We start from the raw sequence: 21,596 nt of genomic DNA on the forward strand, positions 1-21,596 counted from the left end.
AGTTCGAAGTGAGGAAACGTCTGCTGGCTCTGACCGGCGCGCTGGTGTTCGCACTGGCACCGGTCGTCGCACCACCCGCCCTTGCCACCACCGAAACCCAGACCGCGGCGACCGCCTGGACGCCGCAACCCGAAGCCGCCACCTACGGCCGCAGTACGCCGGTCACCGCGACCGTCACGATGGACGACGGTGTCTCGATCGCGGTCCAGATCGTCTACCCGACCAACCTCAGCAACGGGCAGCGCGCCCCGGGCACCTTCCCGGTGCTGCTGAGCCAGAACCCGTACGGCACCCAGCTGATGGACCCGACGGTGGCCGGCGACTACTTCGTGAAGCGTGGCTACATCTACGTCGTCTCCGCGGTCCGCGGCACCGGAACCTCCGGTGGCCAACTGGACTGGTTCGGTGAGCGGCAAGGGAAGGACGGCGCCGTCCTGGTGAACTGGGCCGCCCGCACCCTGGACGGTTCGGCCGGAACCGTCGGTCTCGACGGCTGCTCGTACCTCGGCGTGAACCAGTGGTACACGGCCGCGGCCGTCGGCCCGAACTCCGCGCTGAAGGCGATCGCGCCGTTCTGCACGGACTCGTCGTCGTACGAGGACCTCGCGGCGGCCGGCGGCATCCCGTCGCAGTTCGTCCCGCAGGTCGCCACGGTCATCCCGCGCGGCCCGCAGTCCAACGCGCAGAACGAGCCGATCCAGCAGACGGTCAGCGACCTGAAGACCGGTGGACCGCGCTCGTACAACAACGAGTACTGGAACAACCTGAGCATCGAGCAGCTGATGCCGAAGATCGTCGCGAACGGCGTACCGGCGTTGTCGGAGTCGGGCTGGAACGACCTCTTCCCGAGCGGCAACCTCGGTTCGTACGTCGCCGCCCAGAACGCGTACCACGGCCGCCCGTTGACCGCACCGATCAAGGCCGGGCAGCCGGTCACCGGCCGGTACCAGGCAATCGTCGGTCCGTGGACCCACGGTGCGAACGTCTCGGGCGACGTACTGGCCAACATCCGCAAGGAGTGGTTCGACACCTGGCTCAAGGGCAAGCCGACCGGCATGGCCGACACGTCCACGCCGCTGCACCTGTTCCAGAACCAGGCCGCTCGTTGGGTCGACTCCGCTGCGTGGCCCCCGTCCCTGCGCACCGAGTCGTACTACCTCAACTCCGGTGGCACTCTGACCGCCAACCAGCCCACGGTCGCCGGCGCCGACACCATCTACTACTCGGCGCCCTGGTTCCCGGCGACCTACAACACGCCCGCGTTCACCGAAGGCAAGGTGCTCGACGGACCGATCAACGTGACCGCCTACGTCAAGTCCACCACGAAGGACGCGCAGGTGACCGCGACGGTCAACCTCGTCAACCAGTACGGCTTCGCGACGAAGCTTGCCGACGGCACCCAACTCGTCAGTCTGCGCCAGCTCGACACGGCCAAGAGCTGGTACGGCGACGGCGGCGCGCTGATCAAGGCCAGTCACCCGTTCACCCAGGCGAGCCAGCAGTTCCTCACCCCGACCGAGACGGTGAAGGTGGACATCTCCGTCCTGCCGAACTTCACCCTGATCCCGCCCGGCTTCCGTCTCCAGGTCGTCCTGTCCAGCCAGACGCCGTCGAACTTCCACATCCCGATGGCCCCGACCCCGCAACAGCAGGCCAACCTCAACTACGGCCAGTTCGCCATCAGCCGCTCCCCCGGAGCCGCGTCGTCCATCACCCTCCCCCTGACCTCACCCAGCCAGTTCAGCACCAGCCCCATCATCTGGGGCCCAGCCTCCTGACCCTCACCTGACGACGGCGCCTCCACTAGCGGCCGGAGACAGGAACTTGGCGCTGGAGACCTGGGGCAACAGGTCTCCAGCAATCACGAGGTGTCTCGCGCCACCACGGTCACCGACCGCACCATCCCGCCCAGCCAAAGAACCGCCCAGCCACCGATTCGCGCCGCACCGGACAGGCCGGATACGTACACCGTCGCTGGTCGCCGCAGCGGCCGATCTACTGAAGCGCTAGGCGGGCCTGGTCTGTGGCTGAGGGGGATGGCGAGGCCGGCGACCGCGTACCCGCCGCCTGAGCTTCCGGGCTCCGGTTGCGGTCCCGGAAAACGAGGGGATCTCCCCGCAAGTTGCCGGTTCTCCCCTCAATATTTGAGCAGAGAAGGGCCCATTTGAACGGATATCCAGCGAAATTCCGCACGCTGGCAGCCGACCCGAACCGCAGTGGTCAACCACGGCGACGGGTCAGCTGACAGGCCTCCTCATCGCCGGCCCCAACCACAGCCCGTCAACCACAAGCAACGGGAAACCGCGGTCACCGACCGCACCATCCCCCTCAGCCCCAGACCACCCCAGCCACCCGCTTCAGGTAAAACCGGCCGCAGCGGCGACCAGCCACCGCCTACCCAGCCGGCCGAATCCGAGCGGCCGGACGGGACGAGCACCTTCGGGAAGGAGGGGCTACTGCCCAGCCAAAGACCCCAGCCACCGCGACCGATCACCTCTCGCGACATCGCTCCCCAAACCGGTTCGGGGAGCCTCTCGCCCTCCCGAAGGGCGAACCGGGGAGCATTCACCCCCCGAATCGGTCTCAAACCCTCCCCAAACCGGTTTAGGGAGACGCCGCCTGCCAATTCGCACCAGGCCCGCAGCGGCAGTAATCATCCGTGAACCAGCCACAACCAGAGCAACCGCCCATAACGTCCGACGATCCGGAGACTGAGCCCGCGGGTCCTTCGGACGTTAGGGGCGGTTGAGGTTTGCGCGCCAGTGGTGGTGGAGTGCGGACAGGCGGGCGGCGATCTCTGGTTCGGCGTCGAGGAGGTTGTGCTGTTCGGTGACGTCTTCGGCGAGGTTCGCGAGGAACATGCCGTTGCCCATCGGGGCGTGTTCGTAGGTTTGCAGGTGCCGGGTGTCCTCGGTGTTGTCCACCCAGCTGAGCTTCCAGTCCGCGTCGCGGACGGCCCATTGGAAGCCGCAGTCCCAGTGCAGCGTGGGGTGACCGTCGCCTGAACCGCGCAGGGTGGGGAGCGCGTCGATGCCGTCGGTGGTGCCGGGTGCGGCGCCGGCGGCGGCGGTGAGGGTTGGCAGTAGGTCGAGTGTGCTGAGCAGGGCGTCGCAGTTCTGCGCAGCAGGCAGTACGCCGGGCCAGCGCCACAGCATGGGGATCCGGATGCCGCCCTCCCACAGCGTGTACTTCGTGCCGCGGAGCGGGGTGTTGTCGCCGAAGTTGCAGGTCGAACCGCCGTTGTCGGTGACATAGACGACGATCGTGTTCTCGGCGTCGCCGGTGCTGTCGATGGTGGCGAGGAGCTTGCCGATCTCGGCGTCCATCAGTTCGAGCTGGGCGAGGTAGTACTCGCGACCGTTGGGCAGGTTCGGCACGATCACGTCGTCGTACCAGTCACCGAAGGCCAGGCCGGTGTCGGGCGTCCAGTCGGTGAACTTCGGCAGGCCCCGGGCTTCGAGCTCTTCGTCCGGCAACTGCCAGCAGAAGTTGTGGACGGCGTTGAACGCCACCATGCAGAAGTACGGCCGCTCCTCTTCGGCCGAACTGATGAACTCGGTGGCCCGGCGACCGATCTCGGCGGTGAGGAAGCCTTCGTGCTCGACCGGCTCGTCACCCGACAACAGCGGTTGGACGGCCATGTGCACCGCGGCCGGGTCGCCGTACTCGGCCTGCGCTTCTGTTGAGTGGTGCAGGTAGTTCAACCGGCCGAAGGACTGTCCGGCCAGGCCGTACAGAGTCGTCTCGAAGCCGTGGTGCGGCGGGCAGGCCCGGTCCCCGACCTGCTCACCGCCGTAGTGCACCTTGCCGAAGTAGCCGGTCCGATACCCCTCGTCCTGAAGCCGCTCGGCCAGCGACGGCACGTCGTCCGGCGGGAACGAGGACGATTCGAACCACTCCGCTCCCCAGCGCTGCTGATATCGGCCCGAAATGATCGCCGCCCGGGAAGGACTGCAGATCGGCGCCGTCACGTAGGCATCCGTGCAACTGACCCCCTCGGCCGCGAGCCGATCGAGCGCCGGCGTCTTCAGGTCGCCGTGTACGCCGAGCGCGGTCCGGTCGGCATACCCGTGGTCGTCGGAGACGATGAGCAGGATGTTGGGTTTCGGCAAGGTTCCACCACTCCCTCTCGAAGGACGTCAGGATTCTTTGTACACGCTGACTTCCGCGAGTGAGAGAGGACTTGTACGCCGCGTCGTACACCGGATCGGTCTGCACCGACGGATCGTTGTACGGCGGTTTGTCGTCGGGCCGGCCCGGGCGGTAGGCCTTCCGGCCCCAGCCGGTCTCGACCTGGGTGAGGCTGGCGGGGCCGAGCAGGCGATGCGAACCCACCTTGAGAACTCCCGCATCCGGCTACTCGCCGGTTATAACCAAGCCTGAACCGTCAGAGCCGGTGGGCCGGCCTGGGTACGGCGAGTTCGGCTAGTTGGGCCAGGCGGTGGGCTCGGGCGGATTCGGCTGGGGTGAAGGGTTCGCCGGGGCGGGTGAAGGCGAACATGCCGGCCCAGGGGGACGGGATCTTCAGGAGGGTGCCGTCGGTGGGGAGTGGGCCGGAGAGCAGGACGCGGTCGGTGATCAGGTGGGCGCCGAGGAGTTCGGCGACTGCGTGGGGCAGCTCGGTGGGGTCGCCTACTACGCGGGCGGCCAGGCTCAGGGCCTTGGTTTGGCCGTCCATCAGGGCGAGTGCGGTGGTCGGCCAGACCTGTACGTCGTTTCCGCCCGCATCCTCGACCGCGGCGGACAGCGACGCGGCCCGGACCGAGTCGGGCGCCGACACGACCAGCTCGTCCCGGACGCCGTTCTCGACCGCGTGGACGTGCAGGCCGAGGATGTTCGCTTCGACGCCGGCCAGCTCGTGCGTCACGCGCTCGAGGGATCCCACCCGGTCCGCCACCGTGACCCGGATCCGCCACAGCGCGTCGATCCCGCTGCTCGCCTGCACGTGTGGCGCGTGTAGCCACGCGCGCAGGAACCGCATCGCCGAGGGCTCCACCACCCAGATCACCAGCACGGTCGTCGTGATGACGAGCACGCCGACAGCGACGACGTACGGCGGGTGGAGCGCCAGCACGATCGCGTGCAGGGCGAACTCGACCGGGAAGACGGCCAGCAGCTTGGCCACGGTCAGCCGGAGTCGCCGTGGATGGGGTAGCCGCCCGCACACCTCACACGCCTGCCCGCCCACCAGCGCCGTACGCAACGATTCCATGCGCACAGCGTCACCTGGCCACGTTGCCCGGCTGTTGCTGGGCTGTGAAGCTTGTTGACGCTTTTTGGGGCGCCGCTGCCGGGATCTGGGGCGTTGGATCGGGGCGGTGGGGCGGGGAAGGTATCCAAGTCAGTACGGTTGGGGCGTGAGTACCTTGGGGCGGCTGGATGCTGCGCAGCGGCGGCATCGGCGGCTGGGGTTCCCGCTGGCGGTGGTGTACAAGTTCTTCGACGACCAGGGCAGCTATCTCGCCGTGATCATCACCTACTACGCCTTCGCCGCGATCTTCCCGCTGCTGCTGATCTCCTCGTCGGTTCTCGGATTCGTTCTCCAAGGCAACGAAGAGCTGCAGAAGGCGGTGCTGCAGTCGGCGCTCAAGGAGTTCCCGATCGTCGGAACGCAGCTGGCGACGCCGCAAGGACTGCAGGGCAGTACGGCGGCGGTGATCGTCGGAACGATTACCGCGCTGTACGGCATCATCGGGCTCGGCCAGGCGGTGCAGAACGCGGTCAACGTCACCTGGGGCACGCCGCGCAACGGGCGGCCGAACCCGTTCCAGGGGCGGCTGCGGTCCGGGGCGCTGCTGTCGCTGGCCGGTCTGACCGTGCTCAGCTTCGCCACCCTGACCGTTCTGGCCGGCAGTCAGGCGTCCCTGGCGGGTGTGGTCGCCGACAACATGGGCTGGCTCGTTTCGATCGGGTCGATCCTGGTGCTCGCCACCATGCTGACGCTCTGCCTGCGCCCGGCGACCAGGCCACGGCCCGCCTTCCGGAAGATCATTCCGGGCGCGATCTTCACGGCGCTCGGCTGGCACCTGCTCGAACGACTCGGCGGCATCTACGTGAACGACGTACTGGCCAAGGCGAGCGAGGTCAACAGCATCTTCGCGCTGACGCTCGGCCTGATCGGTCTCATCTACGCCGCCGCGGTGATCGCCGTGATCGGCGCCGAGCTGAACTCGGTGATCGCCCACCAGCTCTACCCACGCTCACTGCTGGCCCTCTTCACCGACTCGGCCACCGACCTGACGCCGGCCGACCACCGCGCCTACGCCATGTACGCGCAGGCGCAACGCCACAAGGCCGCCGAGACCATCGACGTCACCTTCGAACACGCGGCGGTGGACCCTCCCGCCAAGGACGAAGAGGTCTCGGTTCGGAAGGACTGACCGAGCCCGGTTGCTGGTACGCTTCTCGTGGAACTCCAAATTCTGTCGCCCGAGCAGTACGTCGCAGATGGGCGCAGGACCTCGGCTTGGCCGGGGAGGAGGTGGCGACAGCTCTTTTCGGCTGCCATCATTTGGAGATTTCATGGACATCGGTCTTGGCCTTCCCATCAGCAATCCTCGCGCGCTGCTCGATTGGGCCCGACGCGCGGAAACGAGCGGCTTCGACTCACTGGCTCTGCTCGACCGCCTCACGTTCGACAATCCCGAACCGCTCACGGCCCTGGCGATGCTTGCGGGTGCGACTGAACGGATCCGCCTTCAAACGGAAGTGCTGCTCGGTCCGCTGCGGTCGACCGCGCTTCTGGCCAAGCAAGCCGCCACGCTTGATCGGATGTCGGACGGGCGGTTCGTCCTCGGCCTCGGCATTGGTGGCCGAGTTGACGATCATGCGGCGGCTGGCACCCCGATCAGCCAACGCGGACGCCAGCTCGATCGGCAACTCGAAGACCTGCACCAGATCTGGGCGGGCCATCCGTATGCGGCACCCGGCAGCGTTGATGCCGGCGGCACGATCGGGCCGGCCCCGGCCACACCTGGAGGACCCCCGGTCCTCATCGGAGCTTTCGCACCGCCGGCCCTGGCACGGGTGGCACGGCACGGCACAGGTTTTCTCTGCGCTGCTCCACTGGCGTGGGCCGGACCGCTGGTGACCTCCGTCCGCGAACAATGGGATGCCGCCGGTCGCGCCGGACGACCACGGCTCGTCTGCCAGATCAACGTCGCGATAGGCCCAGCTACCACCACCGAATTCGCACGCTCGGCGATTGCTGACTACTACGCCTTTACCGGAAAGCCTGGATGGGGGGCTCCGATCAGCGATCCTGCAGAAATCAAGGACACTGTCGCGGCCTATCAGGAGTTCGGCGCGGACGAACTGGTGCTGTACTGCTACTCGCCAGACCTCGCCCAGATCGAGATGCTGTCCGATCTCGTGTTCTGATCGATCCTGCATGTAGACCTGGCCGGCGAGGCAGGACGGTCTACCCGCGTCGTACGGCGGTGAGCGCGAACCGCTCCGTGCGTTGGTTGTGGCCGCCGGACGAGGCCACCACGATCAGCGCCGGATCGGTCGCACCGCGGAAGGTCACTCGGCCCGTCCACGGGGTGCGCTCGCCGCCTGCGGGGACACAGCAGAGCGTTCCGAGGACGGCCGTTGAGGACGCCTGCCGGACCTCGACCCGGATGGCCTCGTCCACCCCGGTGATCCGGCCGCCGACGGTGAGCGGTGAGCCGGCCGCGGCGCCGTACCGGGGGCTGGTCACGGACAGGTCGGTGTCGCGCGTGCCGACCACCTCCCAGGGCGCGTCGCTACCTTGGCCGATCCGGGTCAGGTGCACGACGGCGGCGGTGAACTTCTTGCCGGTCTCGATCTGGTAGCCGACGCCGATGTAGGCCTCGTCTCCGCGGACGCTGCGCGAGGAGATCAGCTTGATGTCCTTGAACCCGAGGAACTGCTGCGTGAACGACAACGCGGTCTCGGCCGGATCGAGGTGCCACGGTTGGTGCCCGCCGCTCCGGTACGACCGCTGCCACTCCGCGGCACGTGCCTCGGTGGTGAACGGCCACAGCGCCTGGTAGCGGAACACCCGCCGTACCGGCGCCGAGGTGGGGTTCGGCGCGGACGGCGGGGTCGGGGCGACCGTCGTACCGGGCGTGGTCGACGAGGTCGGAGGCTGGGTGGCCGACGGCGGAGTACTGGTGACGCTCGGGACCGGCTGACTCCCGGAACCACTCGGGGTCGGCACCGCATCCGGCTTCTCACCAGTACACCCGGCCAGCAGGATCACCGCCGCGCTGGCAACCGCAACCATCCGGCGGTGCACGTGATCTGCCATGGCCGTCCTCCTCGTTCCAAGACCCCTACTCCATAGTGGCGGACGAGGGGCTCGCACGCGGTACGACGTACCGGTCAGGTTCCGTCGATGAGGCGCACCGCCAGATCGGGGTTGAACTGACCGGCCGGCGTGGAGGCTGCGGTCCCACACGGGCCGTCGGAGACGCCGGGAGTCTTGACCCAGAGGAGCATCTCGGCGCCGCCACCGGTCTGCGCGGTCACGCCGAGCTTGCGGGTGGGCGGATTGCACCAGCCGTCGCCGTGACCTTTGCCGTTGCGGCTGGTGTCGATGACGAACGGCTTGGCCGTCGCCAGGTAGCTGTTCAGCGAATTGGCGTAGGTGACGGATTCGCTGGTCCAGTAGAAGTTCGACACGTTGACGGCGAAGCCGCGGATGTTGGCGATGCCGGCTTGGCCGAGGCGGTAGGCGATGGTGGAGGCTGCGGTCCAGCCGGGGTTCCCCGCGTCGAGGTAGGCATAGGTGTTCGGGGCCTTCTGCTGGAACATCTGCGTCGCGTAGAGCAGCATGCCGAGCCGCTCGTCCTTCTGCGTCTGCGTCATACAGTCCATACCGTTCAGCGCATCCGGCTCGATGATCACGACCGCGGGTTTGCTGCCGATCCCGGCGGCGAAGCTGGAGATCCAGGTCCGGTACGCCGATGCGCTGCCCGCTCCGCCACCGGAATGCCCGGCGCAGATGTCGCGGTCAGGGATGTTGTACGCGACCAGGACGGGCAGCTTGTCCTGACCGTCGGCCGCGCCGGTGTAGCTCGCGACCGTCGTACCGATGTTGCTGTCGTTGCCGAACCAGCGCGCGATCGGCTTGGACCCGATCGAGCTCTGGATCCGCGCGGCGCGTGCGTCGCCGGCGTTGTTCCGGGCCCAGGTCGCGGGCAACGAGTCGGGGTTAACGTAGAAACCATTGGTCAGACCGATGGGGCTTGCCGCGGCGGCAGGTGTCGCGGGCAGCACGAACGCTGCCGTCAGCACTGCGGCTGTCAGCGTCTTGAGTACGAACATTTCCGGCGCCCTCTCTGAGTGAAGGTCGTCCGGCACGAACCGTGGCGTTGGCGGAATGCTGGACCACCCGATCGGGCCGTGTCAATGCGTCGAGCTCTTCCCATCGAAGGTCCCGAAAGCTAGCTTTCTGGAAGCGCTCCCAACAACATTCCGCCTATCCATAAGCCATGTCCGCGACAACCACTTCAGATTGTTGGCAGCGCTCCCAGCCTCAGGCACCAACCGTGGCGCGACTGGTGCAACCCCCTACCGTTCTTACCTGTCAGTTACGCACGGCCGGAGTCAGTACGGTCCGAAGACCCACTGCGACGGGGACTCCTGGTCGTCACCGCGCCAGAAGCCTGCCCACAGCTCCTGGAACTCCTTGCGGGACAGGTGACCGTCGCCGTTGAGGTCGAGCTTCGGGAAGACCTCCTCGATCCCGTCGTCGGTGCCCTTCCAGGCGTAGACGACCTGCTTGTGCTCGGTCAGGGCGATGCGGTCGTCGCCGTTCTCGTCGATCGCGTCGAACATCGCGTCGGCGGTCGCGTAGATCGCGTCGTCCATGGCCGGGAGCTGGTCGACGACGTTCATCAGCTCGTCGAGCGACACCTTGTCGCTGTGCTCGGCGCCGGACAGCGTCGAGATCGCGGACCACCAGCCCATCATGATCGACCGCATCCGGTCGTAGTCGGCGGTCCCCGGCGCCCAGCCGCGGAGCCCGACCCACCGCTCGGTCAGCGCCTCGAAGTCGGACTCCTCGAGATAGCCGTTGCCGTCCGCATCCATCGCGCCGAACACCCCGGCCACCTTGCGCCGCTGGAACTCACTCGCCATGCCCATCGCCCCCTGCCAGCTCGGTGAATTCAAAACGGTCAAACGACCACTTCGGTACGCCGCTCCTACCCGGCGTCAACGCTGAGTAATCGCCCGCGTCCGTGGTACCCCGACGCAATGAAGTGCGGCATGCTGTACCCCGCCACTTACCGCCCCAAGGAGGCACGGGGATGGGTGCGAGTACACAGCCGGGACCGGACGGTACGGCCGGGCTGACCGAGTTCGGCGCGCGGTTGCGCGAGTTGCGGGTGTGGTCAGGCGTGTCCTACCGCGAGTTGCACCGGCGGATCGTGCGGAGCCGGACGGCCCGCGGAGTCGCCGAGCTTCCGGCGTACGACACGGTCTACCGGTGTCTGCAACCCGGTCGGAGCCGGCTCGACGTCGAGCTGGTGGTCGACGTAGTACGGGCGCTCACCGGGGACGCCGACGAGCGGGTCGTGCTGGCGTGGCGGCAGGCCTATCAGCTGGTGTGCGGCGCGGCCTCGGATGCGGCCGTGGTCAACGTGACGGATCGGCTGCCGGACGACCTGCAGGTTTTCACCGGCCGGGCGGACGCGTTGGCGCACCTACGGCCCTGGGGCAACGGGCAGCCGGAGCCGGTGGTCATCGCGGTCGATGGGATGGCCGGGGTCGGTAAGACGCGGCTGATCGTGCATCTGGCGCATCTGATGGACGGGGTCGACCAGGTGCTCGCGGTGAACCTGCGCGGGTTCGATCCGCGCCAGCCGGCCGAGCCAGGCGCCGTACTGGAAGCCTTCCTCCGCCTGCTCGGCGTGCGCGGAACCCCAGCCAGTGCCCGTACGGCGAGGTTGGGGCGGGCGCTCGCGGGTCGCCGGTCGGTGATCCTGCTGGACAACGCTGCCTCGGCCGAGCAGGTGCGGCCGCTGCTTCCCGCCGTACCGGGGAGCGTAGTGCTGGTGACGAGCCGGCGGCGGCTCGAGCTGCCCGGCGCGGTGCGATGGCAGCTCGGGGCGTTCACTCCGGCTGAGTCGGACGAGCTGCTGCGGAGGTCGATCGGGTCGGCGCGCGTGAGTGCGGACCCGACGACGGCCGAGCGGATCGCCGTACAGGTTGGTCAGCTGCCGCTTGCCTTGGCACTGGTGGCCGGCCGGATCGGGGCCACGCCCGCGTGGAGCCTGGCCGACCATCTCGAGCGGTTGGTCGAGCGCGGCCGGACGTTGTCGCTGGACGACACGGTCGAGCTCGCTCTCGCCCAATCGGACAGCAGCCTGCCGCCGGACCATCGCACGCTGCTCCGGATGCTCGCGCTCCACCCCGGTGCCGACTTCGGCACCGCCGCGGCGGCGGTGCTGGCCGGCGCGGATGAGGCCGCGACCTCGGTCCTGCTGGGCGATCTAGTGGCCGGGAGCCTGTTGCAGCAGCGCTCGCCCGGGCGGTTCGAGCTGCATGATCTGGTCCGCGTGTACGCCACTAGGCGCGGCAGCGACGAGGACCCCGCAAGTGCCCGCCGGGCCGCGTTCACCCGGTTGGCGGATCACTACCGAGCGCGGGCCGCCGTGGCCATGTCGGTCTACGCGCCGTACGAGGCGGAGTGGCGTCCGCCTGAGGAGTCGGCTGCGGACGCGCCGGCTGACCGGGATGCCGCGCTGGTCTGGCTCGAGACCGAGCGGGTGAACCTGGTGGCCTGCGGGCTCAGCGCCGCCGAACAGAACCTGCCCGGCCACGCGGCTGATCTGTCGTCGATCCTCTACCGCTTCCTCGACGACGCCGGCCACTACTCGGACGGTGAAGTGCTGCATGCGGCCGCCGCCCGCGCGACTCCGCGCTCCGAACGCGGGCGCGCGCTCAGCAGTCTGGGGGTCGTCTACTGGCGGCTCGGACGGTTCGGCGAAGCTCGTGAGGTGTACGCCGAGGCGCTCGCGATCGCCTCGGCAAGCAGCGATCATCGCGAGCACATCCGCGCCCTGATCAACCTCGGGCTGGTGCTCGAACGCGTCGGCGCGTACGGCGAGGCGTATGCGAACTACCTGCGCTCCATCGAGATCGCGTACACGATCGACTCCCGGCTGGCCGCAGCGCAGGCCCTGCACAACGTGGTGCACCTGGCCGAACGGCTCGGCCGGTACGACGAGGCGTACGAACGGGTTCAGGAATGCCTCGCGATGTTGCGTGAGACCGGTGACCGGGTGACCGAAGGCCGCGCCCGGAACAGCCGGGCCGGCGTCAACCTGAGCCTCGGCCGGTACGACCAGGCGCGCGCCGATGCGGAGGACGCGATCGCCATCGCCCGCGAGACCGCGAACCGGACCGGTGAGGCCTACGCACTCATCACCCTCGGCCGAGCGTTGTGCGCCCTCGGAGCGGTCGAACCGGCCCGCGCCCGCCTCGAGCTCGCCCTCAAGATCGCCGTCGAGGTGGCCAACCGCGACGCCGAGGCCCTGGCGCTCAACGAGTCCGGAGCCATCGCCCGTACGGCGGGATCGCCCGCGACCGCATTGGAGCGGCACCGGGCCGCCCTGGCGATCTCGACCGAGGTCGGCGATCCGTACGAACAGGCCCGCAGTCACCAAGGCTGCGCCCGGGCCCTCGTGCTGCTCGGCGATCCGCGGACGGCACAGTCCGAGCTGCGCCAGGCGCTGGCGATCTTCAACCGTCTGCAGACGCCAGAGGCCCGCGCGGTCGCCACCCAACTGGCTGCCCTCTCGGCCTGACCTGGTTTGACCGGGAACCGAGACTTGCCACTCCGGTCAGGGCGAGCATGAGGAGCCTCGTTCGACGGGGCCCGGCCTTTCGTCAGCATATGAAAAGCTGGATACGGGCCTGCAACGACCGCCCGGCTTGACTTGGTCGCATGAACTACAGCGAACCAGGACTGGGCATCACGGTCTACAGCTGTGAGCCCGACGAGGCCGCCTTGTTCCAGGAGCTGGCGGCCCGCTTCGGTGTGCAGCCCACGACGACTCCCGCGGCGGTCACCGAGGCCACGATCGACCTGGTGTCCGGCAACCGGTGCATCAGCGTCGGGCACAAAGCACGGATCACCAACGCCACGCTGCTGGCGCTCAGCCGCGCGGGCGTCACGTACATCTCCACTCGGAGCATCGGCTACAACCACCTCGACGTGAACTACGCCGAGAGCCTTGGCATCGCCGTCCAGAACGTCGCCTATTCGCCCGACAGCGTCGCCGACTACACGGTGATGCTGATGCTGATGGCGATCCGCAACGCGAAGCCGATGCTCAAGCGGGTCGACCTGCACGACTACCGGCTGACGGACATCCGCGGCCGCGAGCTGCGCGATCTCACGGTCGGCGTCATCGGCACCGGCCGGATCGGCGCCGCGGTGATGGACCGGCTGCGCGGCTTCGGCTGCCAGGTCGTTGCCTATGACACCAATCCGCGGACGTCGGCGGACTACGTCCCACTCGCGGAGCTGCTGCGGATCAGCGATGTGGTGACTCTGCACACGCCGCTCACGGACGAGACGAACCATCTCCTGGATCGCTCCCGGATCGAGCAGCTGAAGTACGGCGCCTATGTCGTCAACACCGGCCGCGGCGCGCTGCTCGACACCGAGGCGCTGGTCGAGTCGCTCGAGTGCGGGCGGTTGGGTGCCGCGGCCCTCGACGTACTCGAAGGCGAGGAAGGCATCTTCTATGCCGACCGCCGGGACCGGCCCCTCGAGAGCCATCTGCTGTCGCGGTTGCAGAAGCTGCCGAACGTGATCGTCAGCCCGCACACCGCGTTCTACACCGACCATGCCCTGAGCGACACGGTCGAGAACTCCATCATCAACTGTCTGAAGCATGAGAGCCGGAAGCGGGAATGGATATGAGACTAGGGATTCTGTTCGGCGGCGCGGGCGAGGAGCACCCCGTCTCGGTCAAGTCGGCGCAGGAGGTCGCGAAGCACCTCGACCGGAACAAGTACGAGCCGTTCTGGATCGGGATCACCGAGGACGGCGCCTGGCAGCTGTGCGACGGGCCGAACCTCGAACACGGCCGGCCCGCGATCCTCTCGCCGGACCGGAGCGCGCCTGGGTTGCTGGTGCTCGAGAATGGTCGCTACGAGACCATCGAGCTGGACGTCGTGCTGCCGGTTCTGCACGGCAAGTTCGGTGAGGACGGCGCGATCCAGGGGCTGCTCGAGCTCTCCGGACTTCCCTATGTCGGCTGCGACATCCAGAGTTCTGTGGTGTGCATGGACAAATCCCTCGCCTACACGGTCGTGCGCAGCGCCGGGATCGCCGCGCCGTACTTCTGGACCGTCCTGCCGGGCGAGGACATCGACCCCGATGAACTCAAGTACCCGGTCTTCGTGAAGCCGGCCCGCTCGGGCTCGTCGTTCGGAGTCAGCAAGGTCAGCTCCCGCGAGGAGCTGCCGACCGCGCTGGCCACCGCTCGCCGGTACGACGCCAAGGTGCTGATCGAGGAGGGCGTCGTCGGAAGCGAGATCGGCTGCGCGGTTCTCGGGAACGACGGCGACCTCGTCACCGGCGAACTCGACCACATCACGTTGACGCACGGCTTCTTCCGGATCCACCAGGAGGACTCCCCCGAGGACGGCTCGGAGAACTCGGTGCCGGTGGTGCCCGCGCAGATCCCGGAGGAGGTCCGGAAGCTGGTGCAGGAGACCGCGATGGCGATCTACCGTGCGCTGGGTTGCCGCGGTCTGGCGCGAGTGGACATGTTCCTCACCGAGGACGGGGCCGTCGTTCTCAACGAGGTCAACACCTTGCCCGGGCTGACGTCGTACAGTCGCTATCCGCGGATGATGGCGGCGGCGGGCCGCTCGATGGGTGACGTGATCGACCGGGCGGTGGCCCTGGCAGTGGAAGGGAGCCAGCGATGAAGGCCGACTTCGTGTTCCTGGACGAGTTCGTCTCCGGAATCCGTTGGGACGCCAAGTACGCGACCTGGGACAACTTCACCGGCCGGCCCGTCGACGGGTACTTCGCCAATCGGATCGTCGGCACCAAAGCCCTCTGTACGGCGTTGGCCCGCGGGCGCGAGGAGGCCGCCGTACTGGGCTTCGGGCTGTTGATCTGGGACGGCTACCGTCCGCAGAGCGCGGTGGATCGCTTCCTGCGCTGGGCGGGCGAGCCGGAGGACGGCCGGACCAAGCCGCGGCACTACCCGAACATCGGCCGGACCGAGATGTTCGATCAGGGCTATGTATCGGCCAGATCCGGGCACAGTCGGGGCAGCACGGTCGACCTGACGCTCTACCACCTGGACACCGGCGAGCTTGCCGCGATGGGTGGTGATCACGACCTGATGGACTCGATCTCGCATCACGGCGCGACCGGAATCACTCCGGCCGAGGCGCAGAACCGGCAGCACCTCGGCAGCATCATGGAGGCCAGCGGTTTCCAGCGCTACGACTACGAATGGTGGCACTACACGTTGAAGGACGAGCCCTACCCGGACAGCTACTTCGACTTCCCGATCGCATGATCGTCCGACCCGCCGAGGCCGGCGACGCCGCGGCCGTCAGCGAGCTGCTCGTGCAGCTGGGCTATCCCGATCAGGACACGGAGGCCACGGCTGCCCGGATCCGAGCCTGGCACGTGGATCCGACCAGTGCGGCGTACGTGGCAGATGCCGACGGCAACCTTCTCGGGGTGGTCGCGGTCCACGTCGGCCCGTACTTCGAACGGACCGGATCCTGGGCGCGGGTCGTGGCTCTCGTGGTGTCCGAGCAGGTCCGCGGCCAAGGGATCGGTGGTCGGCTGATGGCGGCCGCCGAAGAGTTCGCGGTCGAGCACGGGTGCCTGCGGGTCGAGCTCAGCAGCTCGGACCGACGGGAGGACGCCCACGCGTTCTATCAGGGCCGCGGCTACGTCAACCAGAGCGGACGGTCGTCGTGGTTTCGTCGCGAGGAAGCTCCACGGTGACGCGGAGACCACCATCGGAGCGGGCTCGGAGACTCAGACTCCCGTGATGGACCTGGACGATGCGCTTGACGATCGCCAGTCCGAGGCCGACGCCGCCGTGACCGCTGCGGATGCGTTCGGCCCCGCGCTGGAACGGTTCGGTGAGCGTCGCGAGCTGCTCCGGGGTGACCTGCTCACCGGTGTTCTCCACCGTCAGTACGACGGATGTCGGCCAGACGGCGGTGTCGACCTGCACGATGCCGCCGGTGGCGAGGTTGTGGACGATCGCGTTGTGCACGAGGTTCGTGGTCAGCTGGAGCAGGAGCGCGTGGGATCCCATCGTGCGAGCCGGCTCACCCGACGTCTCCAGCAGCACATCGCGCTCCTCGGCGAGCGGCAGCAGGGTCTCGGCCGCCTCCTCCGCCACCAGGGACAGGTCGACGCCTTCGCGCGTGAAGGTTTCCTGGTCGGTGCGGCTCAGCAGCAGTAGTGCTTCGGTCAGATCGATCGCCCGGGCGTTCACGGCATGCAGCCGGTCGACCAGCTCGTCGGCCGGCCGGTCCGGATCCTTGCGCGCCACGTCCAGCAGGGTCTGGGTGATCGCCAGCGGAGTCCGCAGTTCGTGCGAGGCGTTCGCGGCGAACCGGCGTTGCTCGGCGACGTGCGCCTCGAGCTGCGCAAGCATCGCGTCGAAGCTGTCGGCAAGCTCGCGGAACTCGTCGTTGCGGCCCGGCATCCGGACCCGATGGGCCAGCGACCCGGTCGTGGCCAGCCGGGCGGCATTCGTGATCAGCGAGACCGGGGCAAGCATCCGGCCGGCCAGGATCCAGCCACCCACGAGGCCGAAGGCCAAGAGGAACAACATCATCACGACAACCCCCGGCAGGAACCTCCGCACCAGGCCTTCGGAATAGCTGTACCTGACGGTGATCGCGATTCCGTCCGGCTTGGTGAGCCGCAGCGACAGGTACACGGCCCCGATCAGCAGGATGCCGGCCACCATCACGAGGCCGGCATAGCTGAGGGTGAGTTTCACCCGGACGCTCAGCCCCGGCGGCCTACTCATCCTCGGTGCCGATGCGATAGCCGACCCCCGGCACGGTGGCGATCAGCCACGGCTCGCCGAGGCGCTTGCGCAGCGTCGAGACCGTGATCCGGACGGCGTTCGTGAACGGATCGGCATTCTGGTCCCAGGCACGGGCCAGCAGCTCCTCGGCGCTGATCACTCCGCCCTCGGCCGCGACCAGCACCTCCAGTACGGCGAATTGCTTCCGCGTCAGGGCGACGTACCGGCCGTCCCGGTAGACCTCGCGGCGGAACGGATCCAGCTTCAGCCCGGCGATCTCCCACACCGGCGGCCGGTTGTGCACCCGCCGCCGGTCGAGCGCCCGGAGCCGGAGGACGAGCTCCTGCAGCGCGAACGGCTTGGTCAGGTAGTCGTCCGCTCCGAGCTCGAAGCCGGACGCCTTGTCGTTCAGCCGGTCAGCCGCGGTCAGCATGAGAATCGGCATACCGCTGCCCGAGGCGACGATGCTCGCCGCGACCTCGTCCCCGGACGGCCCGGGGATGTCCCGGTCCAGGACGGCGATGTCGTACTGGTGCAGGCTCAGCAGCTCCAGCGCGGTATGACCGTCACCGGCGATGTCCGCCGCGATCGCCTCGAGCCGCAGCCCGTCACGAATCGCCTCCGCCATCTCCGGCTCGTCCTCCACGATCAGCACCCGCATACCCCAGATGCTACGAGCCCGCACCTATCGTCCGCGTATCCTCACTGGTAGAGCGTGTAGCCGATCACGCTCGGGACCCGCACATTCAGCTTGCCGGCAGTCTTGGTCAGGACCTCCTCGTCGGCCAGCAGCCTGCCGGTCGCCGGGTCGAAGATCAGCACGTAGCGGGTCGGCAGACCGCTGGCGTCGGTCTCGACGGCGAAGGCTGCACCGGTCCGGCCGGCCCGGTCGACCATCGGGCCCAAGGCAACGACATCCTTGCGGCCGGACAGCAGCGTCAGCAGCGCCGAGCGAACGGCCGGCACCGGCATCGTCTCGTTGTAGACGTCGCCGACCGCCTCGGTCAGCGCAACGGTGCCGTTGGCATCGATGTCGTGCCCGGCCTGCAGCTGGGCGCGCAGACTCGTCGGATCACCGGACAGTGGGTAGCTGAACCCCTGCTCGTAGGTCCCCTTGGCCCACGTCAGGTTGTCGACCACCTTCCCGGTCTTGCTGTCCTTGCGGACCAGCTGTCCGGACAGGTCGACGCTCGACCAGGTGAGCTCGGACTGCTCCGGCACCACCGCCGACGTCACCTTCTCCCCGTCGACGTTGGTGGACAGGTTCCACGACTGCGCCCGGACCGTGTGCACGCCGCCGGAACTACCCGGCAGCGTGGTGTCCCGCGCCGCCTTTGCGGCCAGCGCGATCAGCTCCGCGTTCGCCGGGCGTCCGGCAGCCAGCTCGTGGTCGAGGAGCGGGGGCGTCACCGCCATGGCAACTCCAGTTGATCCGAACGGATCGATCACGACGCCAGCGGCCCCGATGGCGACACTCGCCGCCGCTGCACCGAGCAGCACCACTCGCCGCCGTACTGGCTTCTGGTGGGTTGAGCCGTTGATCGGTGCGACGTGCTGCTCCGCGGCAATCCGGGTCCGGATGCGGTCCAGCACCGCGAGCTCCTGCTCGGTGAGCGGTCCGTCGGGGATGCCGGCCGCCGGATCGACGCGACGCAGCGCATCGAGCTCGTTGATCTTCATGAGTGGTCTCCTTGCTGCTCCGGCTGGCGGGTGACGACGACTGAGGAACCTTGGACCGACGACTCCTGCAGCACAGCTCGCAGGCGGCGTCGGGCGCGCAACAGCCGCATCGCGGCCGCGGTCGTCGAGCACCCGAGTGCCACGGCCAGGTCCTTGCCGTGCAGCTCCTCCCACGCGGCCAGCCGCAGGACCTCCTGATCCGGCCCGGACAACTCGCGCAGAGCGGTCAAGGTGTCCCCCAGCTCGGCCGACCACTCGGCGAGCTCGGCCGGCTCGGCCGAGGTCTGCGTCGCCAGGTCGTTGCCCACCCGCAGGTAGGCCGCGGTCGCGCGCCGGGCCGACCGCCGGCGGTTCGCCAGCTCGTAGCCGGCCACCCGGTAGAGCCACGGCAGTGCCCGGCCCCAGGGCAGCTCCGACCGGCGGCGCCAGGCCACGAGGAAGACCTCGGCCGCGATGTCGGCAGCGGTGTCGGAACTCTCGGTTCGCCGGCTCAGATACCGCAGTACGGCGCGGTAGTGCGTCTGATAGAGCCGTTCGATATCGGCTGTCTCGGGTTCGGTCATCGTCTCCACACCCCGTTTACCGCCGCAGCCGCGCAATCATCACACCCCCCGGGGTCAAACCAACAACGTCCGAAGGAACCGCGGGCAGCGCCTTCGGTTCCTTCGGACGTTAGCGGGATCAGGAGGCGTAGACCTCGTACTCGGAGAGCTGGGCGGCGGGCCAGCCGTTGTTGGCGGTGAAGGTCAGGCGGACCCAGCGGGTGTTCGCCACGCTCGGCAGGGTGATGGTCGCCGTGTTGCCCGACCCTGGGTCGAAGGTGCGCCCGGCGGCACCGGCGAGCTGGCTGTACGACGAGTTGTTCGTACTGCCGAGCACCTCGATCGTCTGCGACCGGGTGCCCCAGCTCGGCGGGAGCTTGAGGGCGAGCCGCTTGACGTTCTGGTTGCTGCCGAGGTCGACGGTGATCGACTGCGGCCAGGCGTTGTTCGCGCTCTCCCAGTAGCTGCCGGAGTTGCCGTCGACGCTGTTACCCGCGCCGTAGTTCTGGTTGACGCTGGTCGCGGTGACCGGGCGTCCGGCCGCGAGGTTGCCCGTCGGCGGCGTGGGGTCGCCGCCGTTACCCGGTTCGACCCAGTTGCAGCCGCTCCAGGTCGAGTCGAAGCCGCTGTTGCCGGAGCCGCGGTTGAGACCGAAGGAGCCGCTCGGGTAGGCGCAGTTGTAGACGCCGGCCCGGCCGATGCCGCTGGCAACGACATTGCTGACCGTCGCCGACCCGGTCGTCTCGGCCTGGAAGGCGAACGTACCGGCGCCTTCGATCGAGCCGCCGTCCACGGTCACGTTCTGCACCGCGCGCCCGGCACCGCCGCCGTCGACGAACTGGTACGCCGACCACGGGCTGGCCACCAGGCGGTTGTTCAGCAACCGGACCTGCGCGTTGATCGGGTTGTCGTAGGCATCGACCCGGATCGCGCCGTGCGGGTGGTTCTGGCCCCAGTTCGGGTTCATCGCGCCGGTGCGGAGCAGCGTGTTGCCGGAGACCGTGATGGTCCCGGCCAGCGGGAAGAACGGCGACGCGAAGTTCTGGTTCGAGATCGCGATCCCGCCGCCGAGCGCGTTGGTGTCGGCGATCAGGTTGTCCCGGACCGTCATGTCGGTCCCGCCGTAGATCGCGATGCCGTTGGCCAGGTTCGGCTGGATGACCGTGTTGTTGGCGAAGGTGCTGTTCCGGTTCGCCGCGTGCAGCGACCAGGCCGCGAGCGAGTCGTCACCCTGGTTGCGCAGGAAGTTGTTCCGCACCTGGACGTTGTACGCCGTACCGTTCAGATTCAGCCCGTCGGCGGTCATGTCGTAGAAGCGGTTGTTCTCGACGACCAGGTTGTCGTTGTTCCCGGTCAGCCAGAGCCCGCACTTCAGGTGCTGCAGCCAGAGTCCGGAGACGACCGAGTTCGGGCCGAGGCTGCCGTTGACGAAGTTGTCCGGCGACTGGTCGTTCCGCTCGGTCACCTCGCCGATCACGGCGAAGTCGTACAGCTTGACGTTGCCGCCGCCGTTCGGGCGGTCGATCAGGTGACTGCTGAGCAACGTCGAGTGCCAGCGCCCCGCACCGCGCAGCGTGACCCCGTCGGGGTTGATCGTGCCGCCGACCCGGAACCGGCCGGCCGGGATCCACACGGTCCCACCAGAACCGCGGGCGCTGTCGATGGCACTCTGGATCGCACCGGTCGAGTCGTTGTTCCCGTTCGGGTCCGCACCGCGATCGGTGATCGAGATCGAGCCACCAGGCTGGCCGGCGGGGCCGGCGACATTCTCGAACTCGACATCGTCGATCGTGTAGGGACCGGCGGTGTTCTCACCGTCGACCTGAAGCTTGATCTTGGCACCCGCGTTGACGGTCTGCCCGAGCTGCAGCCGGGCATGGTCGTACAGCTTGTGCGTCCGCGAGCCGACGATCCACCCGGTGTCCACGAAGCTGTACTTCGCCGTCACCGCCAGGGACTGCGACAACTTCTGCCCGTTGACATAGACCGCCAGCGTCCCGGTCCGGCCGTCCGGGACCGAGTAGGCGACATTGATCGCGTTGGTCGTGCCGGGAGCGGTGAACTCGACGTACTGGCCGCCGTTCAGCGTGACGGCCTGCCGGTTGGAAGCCTCGGCGGCGAGCGTTCCCTGTGCGTAGCTCGGGCCGATCTTGCTCCCGTTGGTCGCGGAGCTCTCGGCCTCCAGGATCGTGAACGGCAGCGTGGCTCCGACAGCCTGGATCGCGGCCGGTACGGCGCTTGCATGCGGTACGGCGATTCCGGCCGCCGCGATGGTCGCTAGTGCGAGCCACCGGGCTGTTTTTGGGCGTGCTTCACAGTGTCGTTGAGGCATGGGTTGCGGCATGGCGTGTGCCTTCCTCGG

At 68.3% G+C, this 21,596-nt stretch carries 18 protein-coding genes; 8 read left to right on the forward strand and 10 right to left on the reverse strand.

All coding sequences use genetic code 11. The annotated features are described in order from the left end of the window. The first annotated feature begins 8 nt into the window (after positions 1 to 8). Positions 9 to 1,778 (forward strand): CocE/NonD family hydrolase, encoded by a 1,770-nt coding sequence (locus tag OG474_RS42435; RefSeq protein WP_405059340.1) that lies wholly within the window; start codon positions 9 to 11, stop codon positions 1,776 to 1,778. Positions 1,779 to 2,735: 957 nt separating this feature from the next. On the opposite strand, the gene OG474_RS42440 is transcribed toward OG474_RS42435, so the two are convergent. Both OG474_RS42440 and OG474_RS42445 read right to left on the reverse strand, forming a co-directional pair. Further along, positions 2,736 to 4,112: a sulfatase gene (locus tag OG474_RS42440; RefSeq protein ID WP_405059341.1), complete on the reverse strand. Its 1,377-nt coding sequence runs from the start codon at positions 4,110 to 4,112 to the stop codon at positions 2,736 to 2,738. Positions 4,113 to 4,387: 275 nt separating this feature from the next. Continuing rightward, the gene (locus OG474_RS42445) at positions 4,388 to 5,212 is read right to left on the reverse strand and encodes an amino acid-binding protein (RefSeq protein WP_405059342.1); all 825 of its coding nucleotides are present in this window, start codon (positions 5,210 to 5,212) and stop codon (positions 4,388 to 4,390) included. 145 nt (positions 5,213 to 5,357) lie between these two features. On the opposite strand from OG474_RS42445, the gene OG474_RS42450 reads away from it, so the two are divergent. Continuing rightward, a complete protein-coding gene (locus OG474_RS42450; RefSeq protein WP_405059343.1) occupies positions 5,358 to 6,380 on the forward strand; it encodes a YihY/virulence factor BrkB family protein in 1,023 nt (340 codons plus the stop codon). A gap of 142 nt (positions 6,381 to 6,522) precedes the next feature. Further along, positions 6,523 to 7,380 carry an LLM class flavin-dependent oxidoreductase gene (locus OG474_RS42455; RefSeq protein ID WP_405059344.1) on the forward strand — a complete coding sequence of 286 codons (858 nt, stop codon included), beginning with the start codon at positions 6,523 to 6,525 and terminating at the stop codon, positions 7,378 to 7,380. Positions 7,381 to 7,420: 40 nt separating this feature from the next. Here the strand turns inward: OG474_RS42455 and OG474_RS42460 are convergent, their stop codons facing one another. The 3 genes from OG474_RS42460 to OG474_RS42470 all read right to left on the reverse strand — a co-directional run bounded on the left by OG474_RS42460 (position 7,421) and on the right by OG474_RS42470 (position 10,110). Next, a complete protein-coding gene (locus tag OG474_RS42460; RefSeq protein WP_405059345.1) occupies positions 7,421 to 8,275 on the reverse strand; it encodes a hypothetical protein in 855 nt (284 codons plus the stop codon). 74 nt (positions 8,276 to 8,349) lie between these two features. Next, the gene (locus OG474_RS42465) at positions 8,350 to 9,294 is read right to left on the reverse strand and encodes a glycoside hydrolase family 6 protein (protein WP_405059346.1); all 945 of its coding nucleotides are present in this window, start codon (positions 9,292 to 9,294) and stop codon (positions 8,350 to 8,352) included. A 282-nt stretch (positions 9,295 to 9,576) separates the two neighbouring features. Beyond that, complete coding sequence (locus OG474_RS42470) at positions 9,577 to 10,110, reverse strand: EF-hand domain-containing protein (protein ID WP_405059347.1); 534 nt, start codon at positions 10,108 to 10,110, stop codon at positions 9,577 to 9,579. Between the two features lie 170 nt (positions 10,111 to 10,280). On the opposite strand from OG474_RS42470, the gene OG474_RS42475 reads away from it, so the two are divergent. The 5 genes from OG474_RS42475 to OG474_RS42495 all read left to right on the forward strand — a co-directional run bounded on the left by OG474_RS42475 (position 10,281) and on the right by OG474_RS42495 (position 15,967). Next, positions 10,281 to 12,782, forward strand: coding sequence for an ATP-binding protein (locus OG474_RS42475; protein ID WP_405059348.1), 2,502 nt, complete (start codon positions 10,281 to 10,283; stop codon positions 12,780 to 12,782). Between the two features lie 140 nt (positions 12,783 to 12,922). Next, positions 12,923 to 13,906 carry a D-isomer specific 2-hydroxyacid dehydrogenase family protein gene (locus OG474_RS42480; protein ID WP_405059349.1) on the forward strand — a complete coding sequence of 328 codons (984 nt, stop codon included), beginning with the start codon at positions 12,923 to 12,925 and terminating at the stop codon, positions 13,904 to 13,906. Beyond that, complete coding sequence (vanA, locus tag OG474_RS42485; protein WP_405059350.1) at positions 13,897 to 14,922, forward strand: D-alanine--(R)-lactate ligase; 1,026 nt, start codon at positions 13,897 to 13,899, stop codon at positions 14,920 to 14,922. The genes OG474_RS42480 and vanA overlap by 10 nt, the downstream gene beginning before the upstream one ends. Then, positions 14,919 to 15,527: a D-Ala-D-Ala dipeptidase VanX gene (gene vanX, locus OG474_RS42490; protein WP_405059351.1), complete on the forward strand. Its 609-nt coding sequence runs from the start codon at positions 14,919 to 14,921 to the stop codon at positions 15,525 to 15,527. Before vanA ends, vanX begins: the two co-directional genes overlap by 4 nt. Beyond that, positions 15,524 to 15,967, forward strand: coding sequence for a GNAT family N-acetyltransferase (locus OG474_RS42495; protein WP_405059352.1), 444 nt, complete (start codon positions 15,524 to 15,526; stop codon positions 15,965 to 15,967). Before vanX ends, OG474_RS42495 begins: the two co-directional genes overlap by 4 nt. Here the strand turns inward: OG474_RS42495 and OG474_RS42500 are convergent. The 5 genes from OG474_RS42500 to OG474_RS42520 form a co-directional block, all read right to left on the reverse strand. Next, a complete protein-coding gene (locus OG474_RS42500; protein WP_405059353.1) occupies positions 15,915 to 17,012 on the reverse strand; it encodes a sensor histidine kinase in 1,098 nt (365 codons plus the stop codon). The genes OG474_RS42495 and OG474_RS42500 overlap by 53 nt on opposite strands. Then, entirely contained in the window at positions 17,005 to 17,673 is a 669-nt protein-coding gene (locus OG474_RS42505; RefSeq protein WP_405059354.1) for a response regulator transcription factor, read from the reverse strand. The genes OG474_RS42500 and OG474_RS42505 overlap by 8 nt, the downstream gene beginning before the upstream one ends. A 41-nt stretch (positions 17,674 to 17,714) precedes the next feature. Then, positions 17,715 to 18,692: a CU044_5270 family protein gene (locus OG474_RS42510; protein WP_405059355.1), complete on the reverse strand. Its 978-nt coding sequence runs from the start codon at positions 18,690 to 18,692 to the stop codon at positions 17,715 to 17,717. Further along, positions 18,689 to 19,255: an RNA polymerase sigma factor gene (locus tag OG474_RS42515; RefSeq protein WP_405059356.1), complete on the reverse strand. Its 567-nt coding sequence runs from the start codon at positions 19,253 to 19,255 to the stop codon at positions 18,689 to 18,691. Before OG474_RS42515 ends, OG474_RS42510 begins: the two co-directional genes overlap by 4 nt. Positions 19,256 to 19,373: 118 nt before the next feature. Beyond that, positions 19,374 to 21,566, reverse strand: coding sequence for a discoidin domain-containing protein (locus OG474_RS42520; protein WP_405059357.1), 2,193 nt, complete (start codon positions 21,564 to 21,566; stop codon positions 19,374 to 19,376). Positions 21,567 to 21,596 lie beyond the last annotated feature (30 nt).

It is taken from the genome of Kribbella sp. NBC_01505 (assembly GCF_045040285.1).
GTDB lineage: Bacteria > Actinomycetota > Actinomycetes > Propionibacteriales > Kribbellaceae > Kribbella.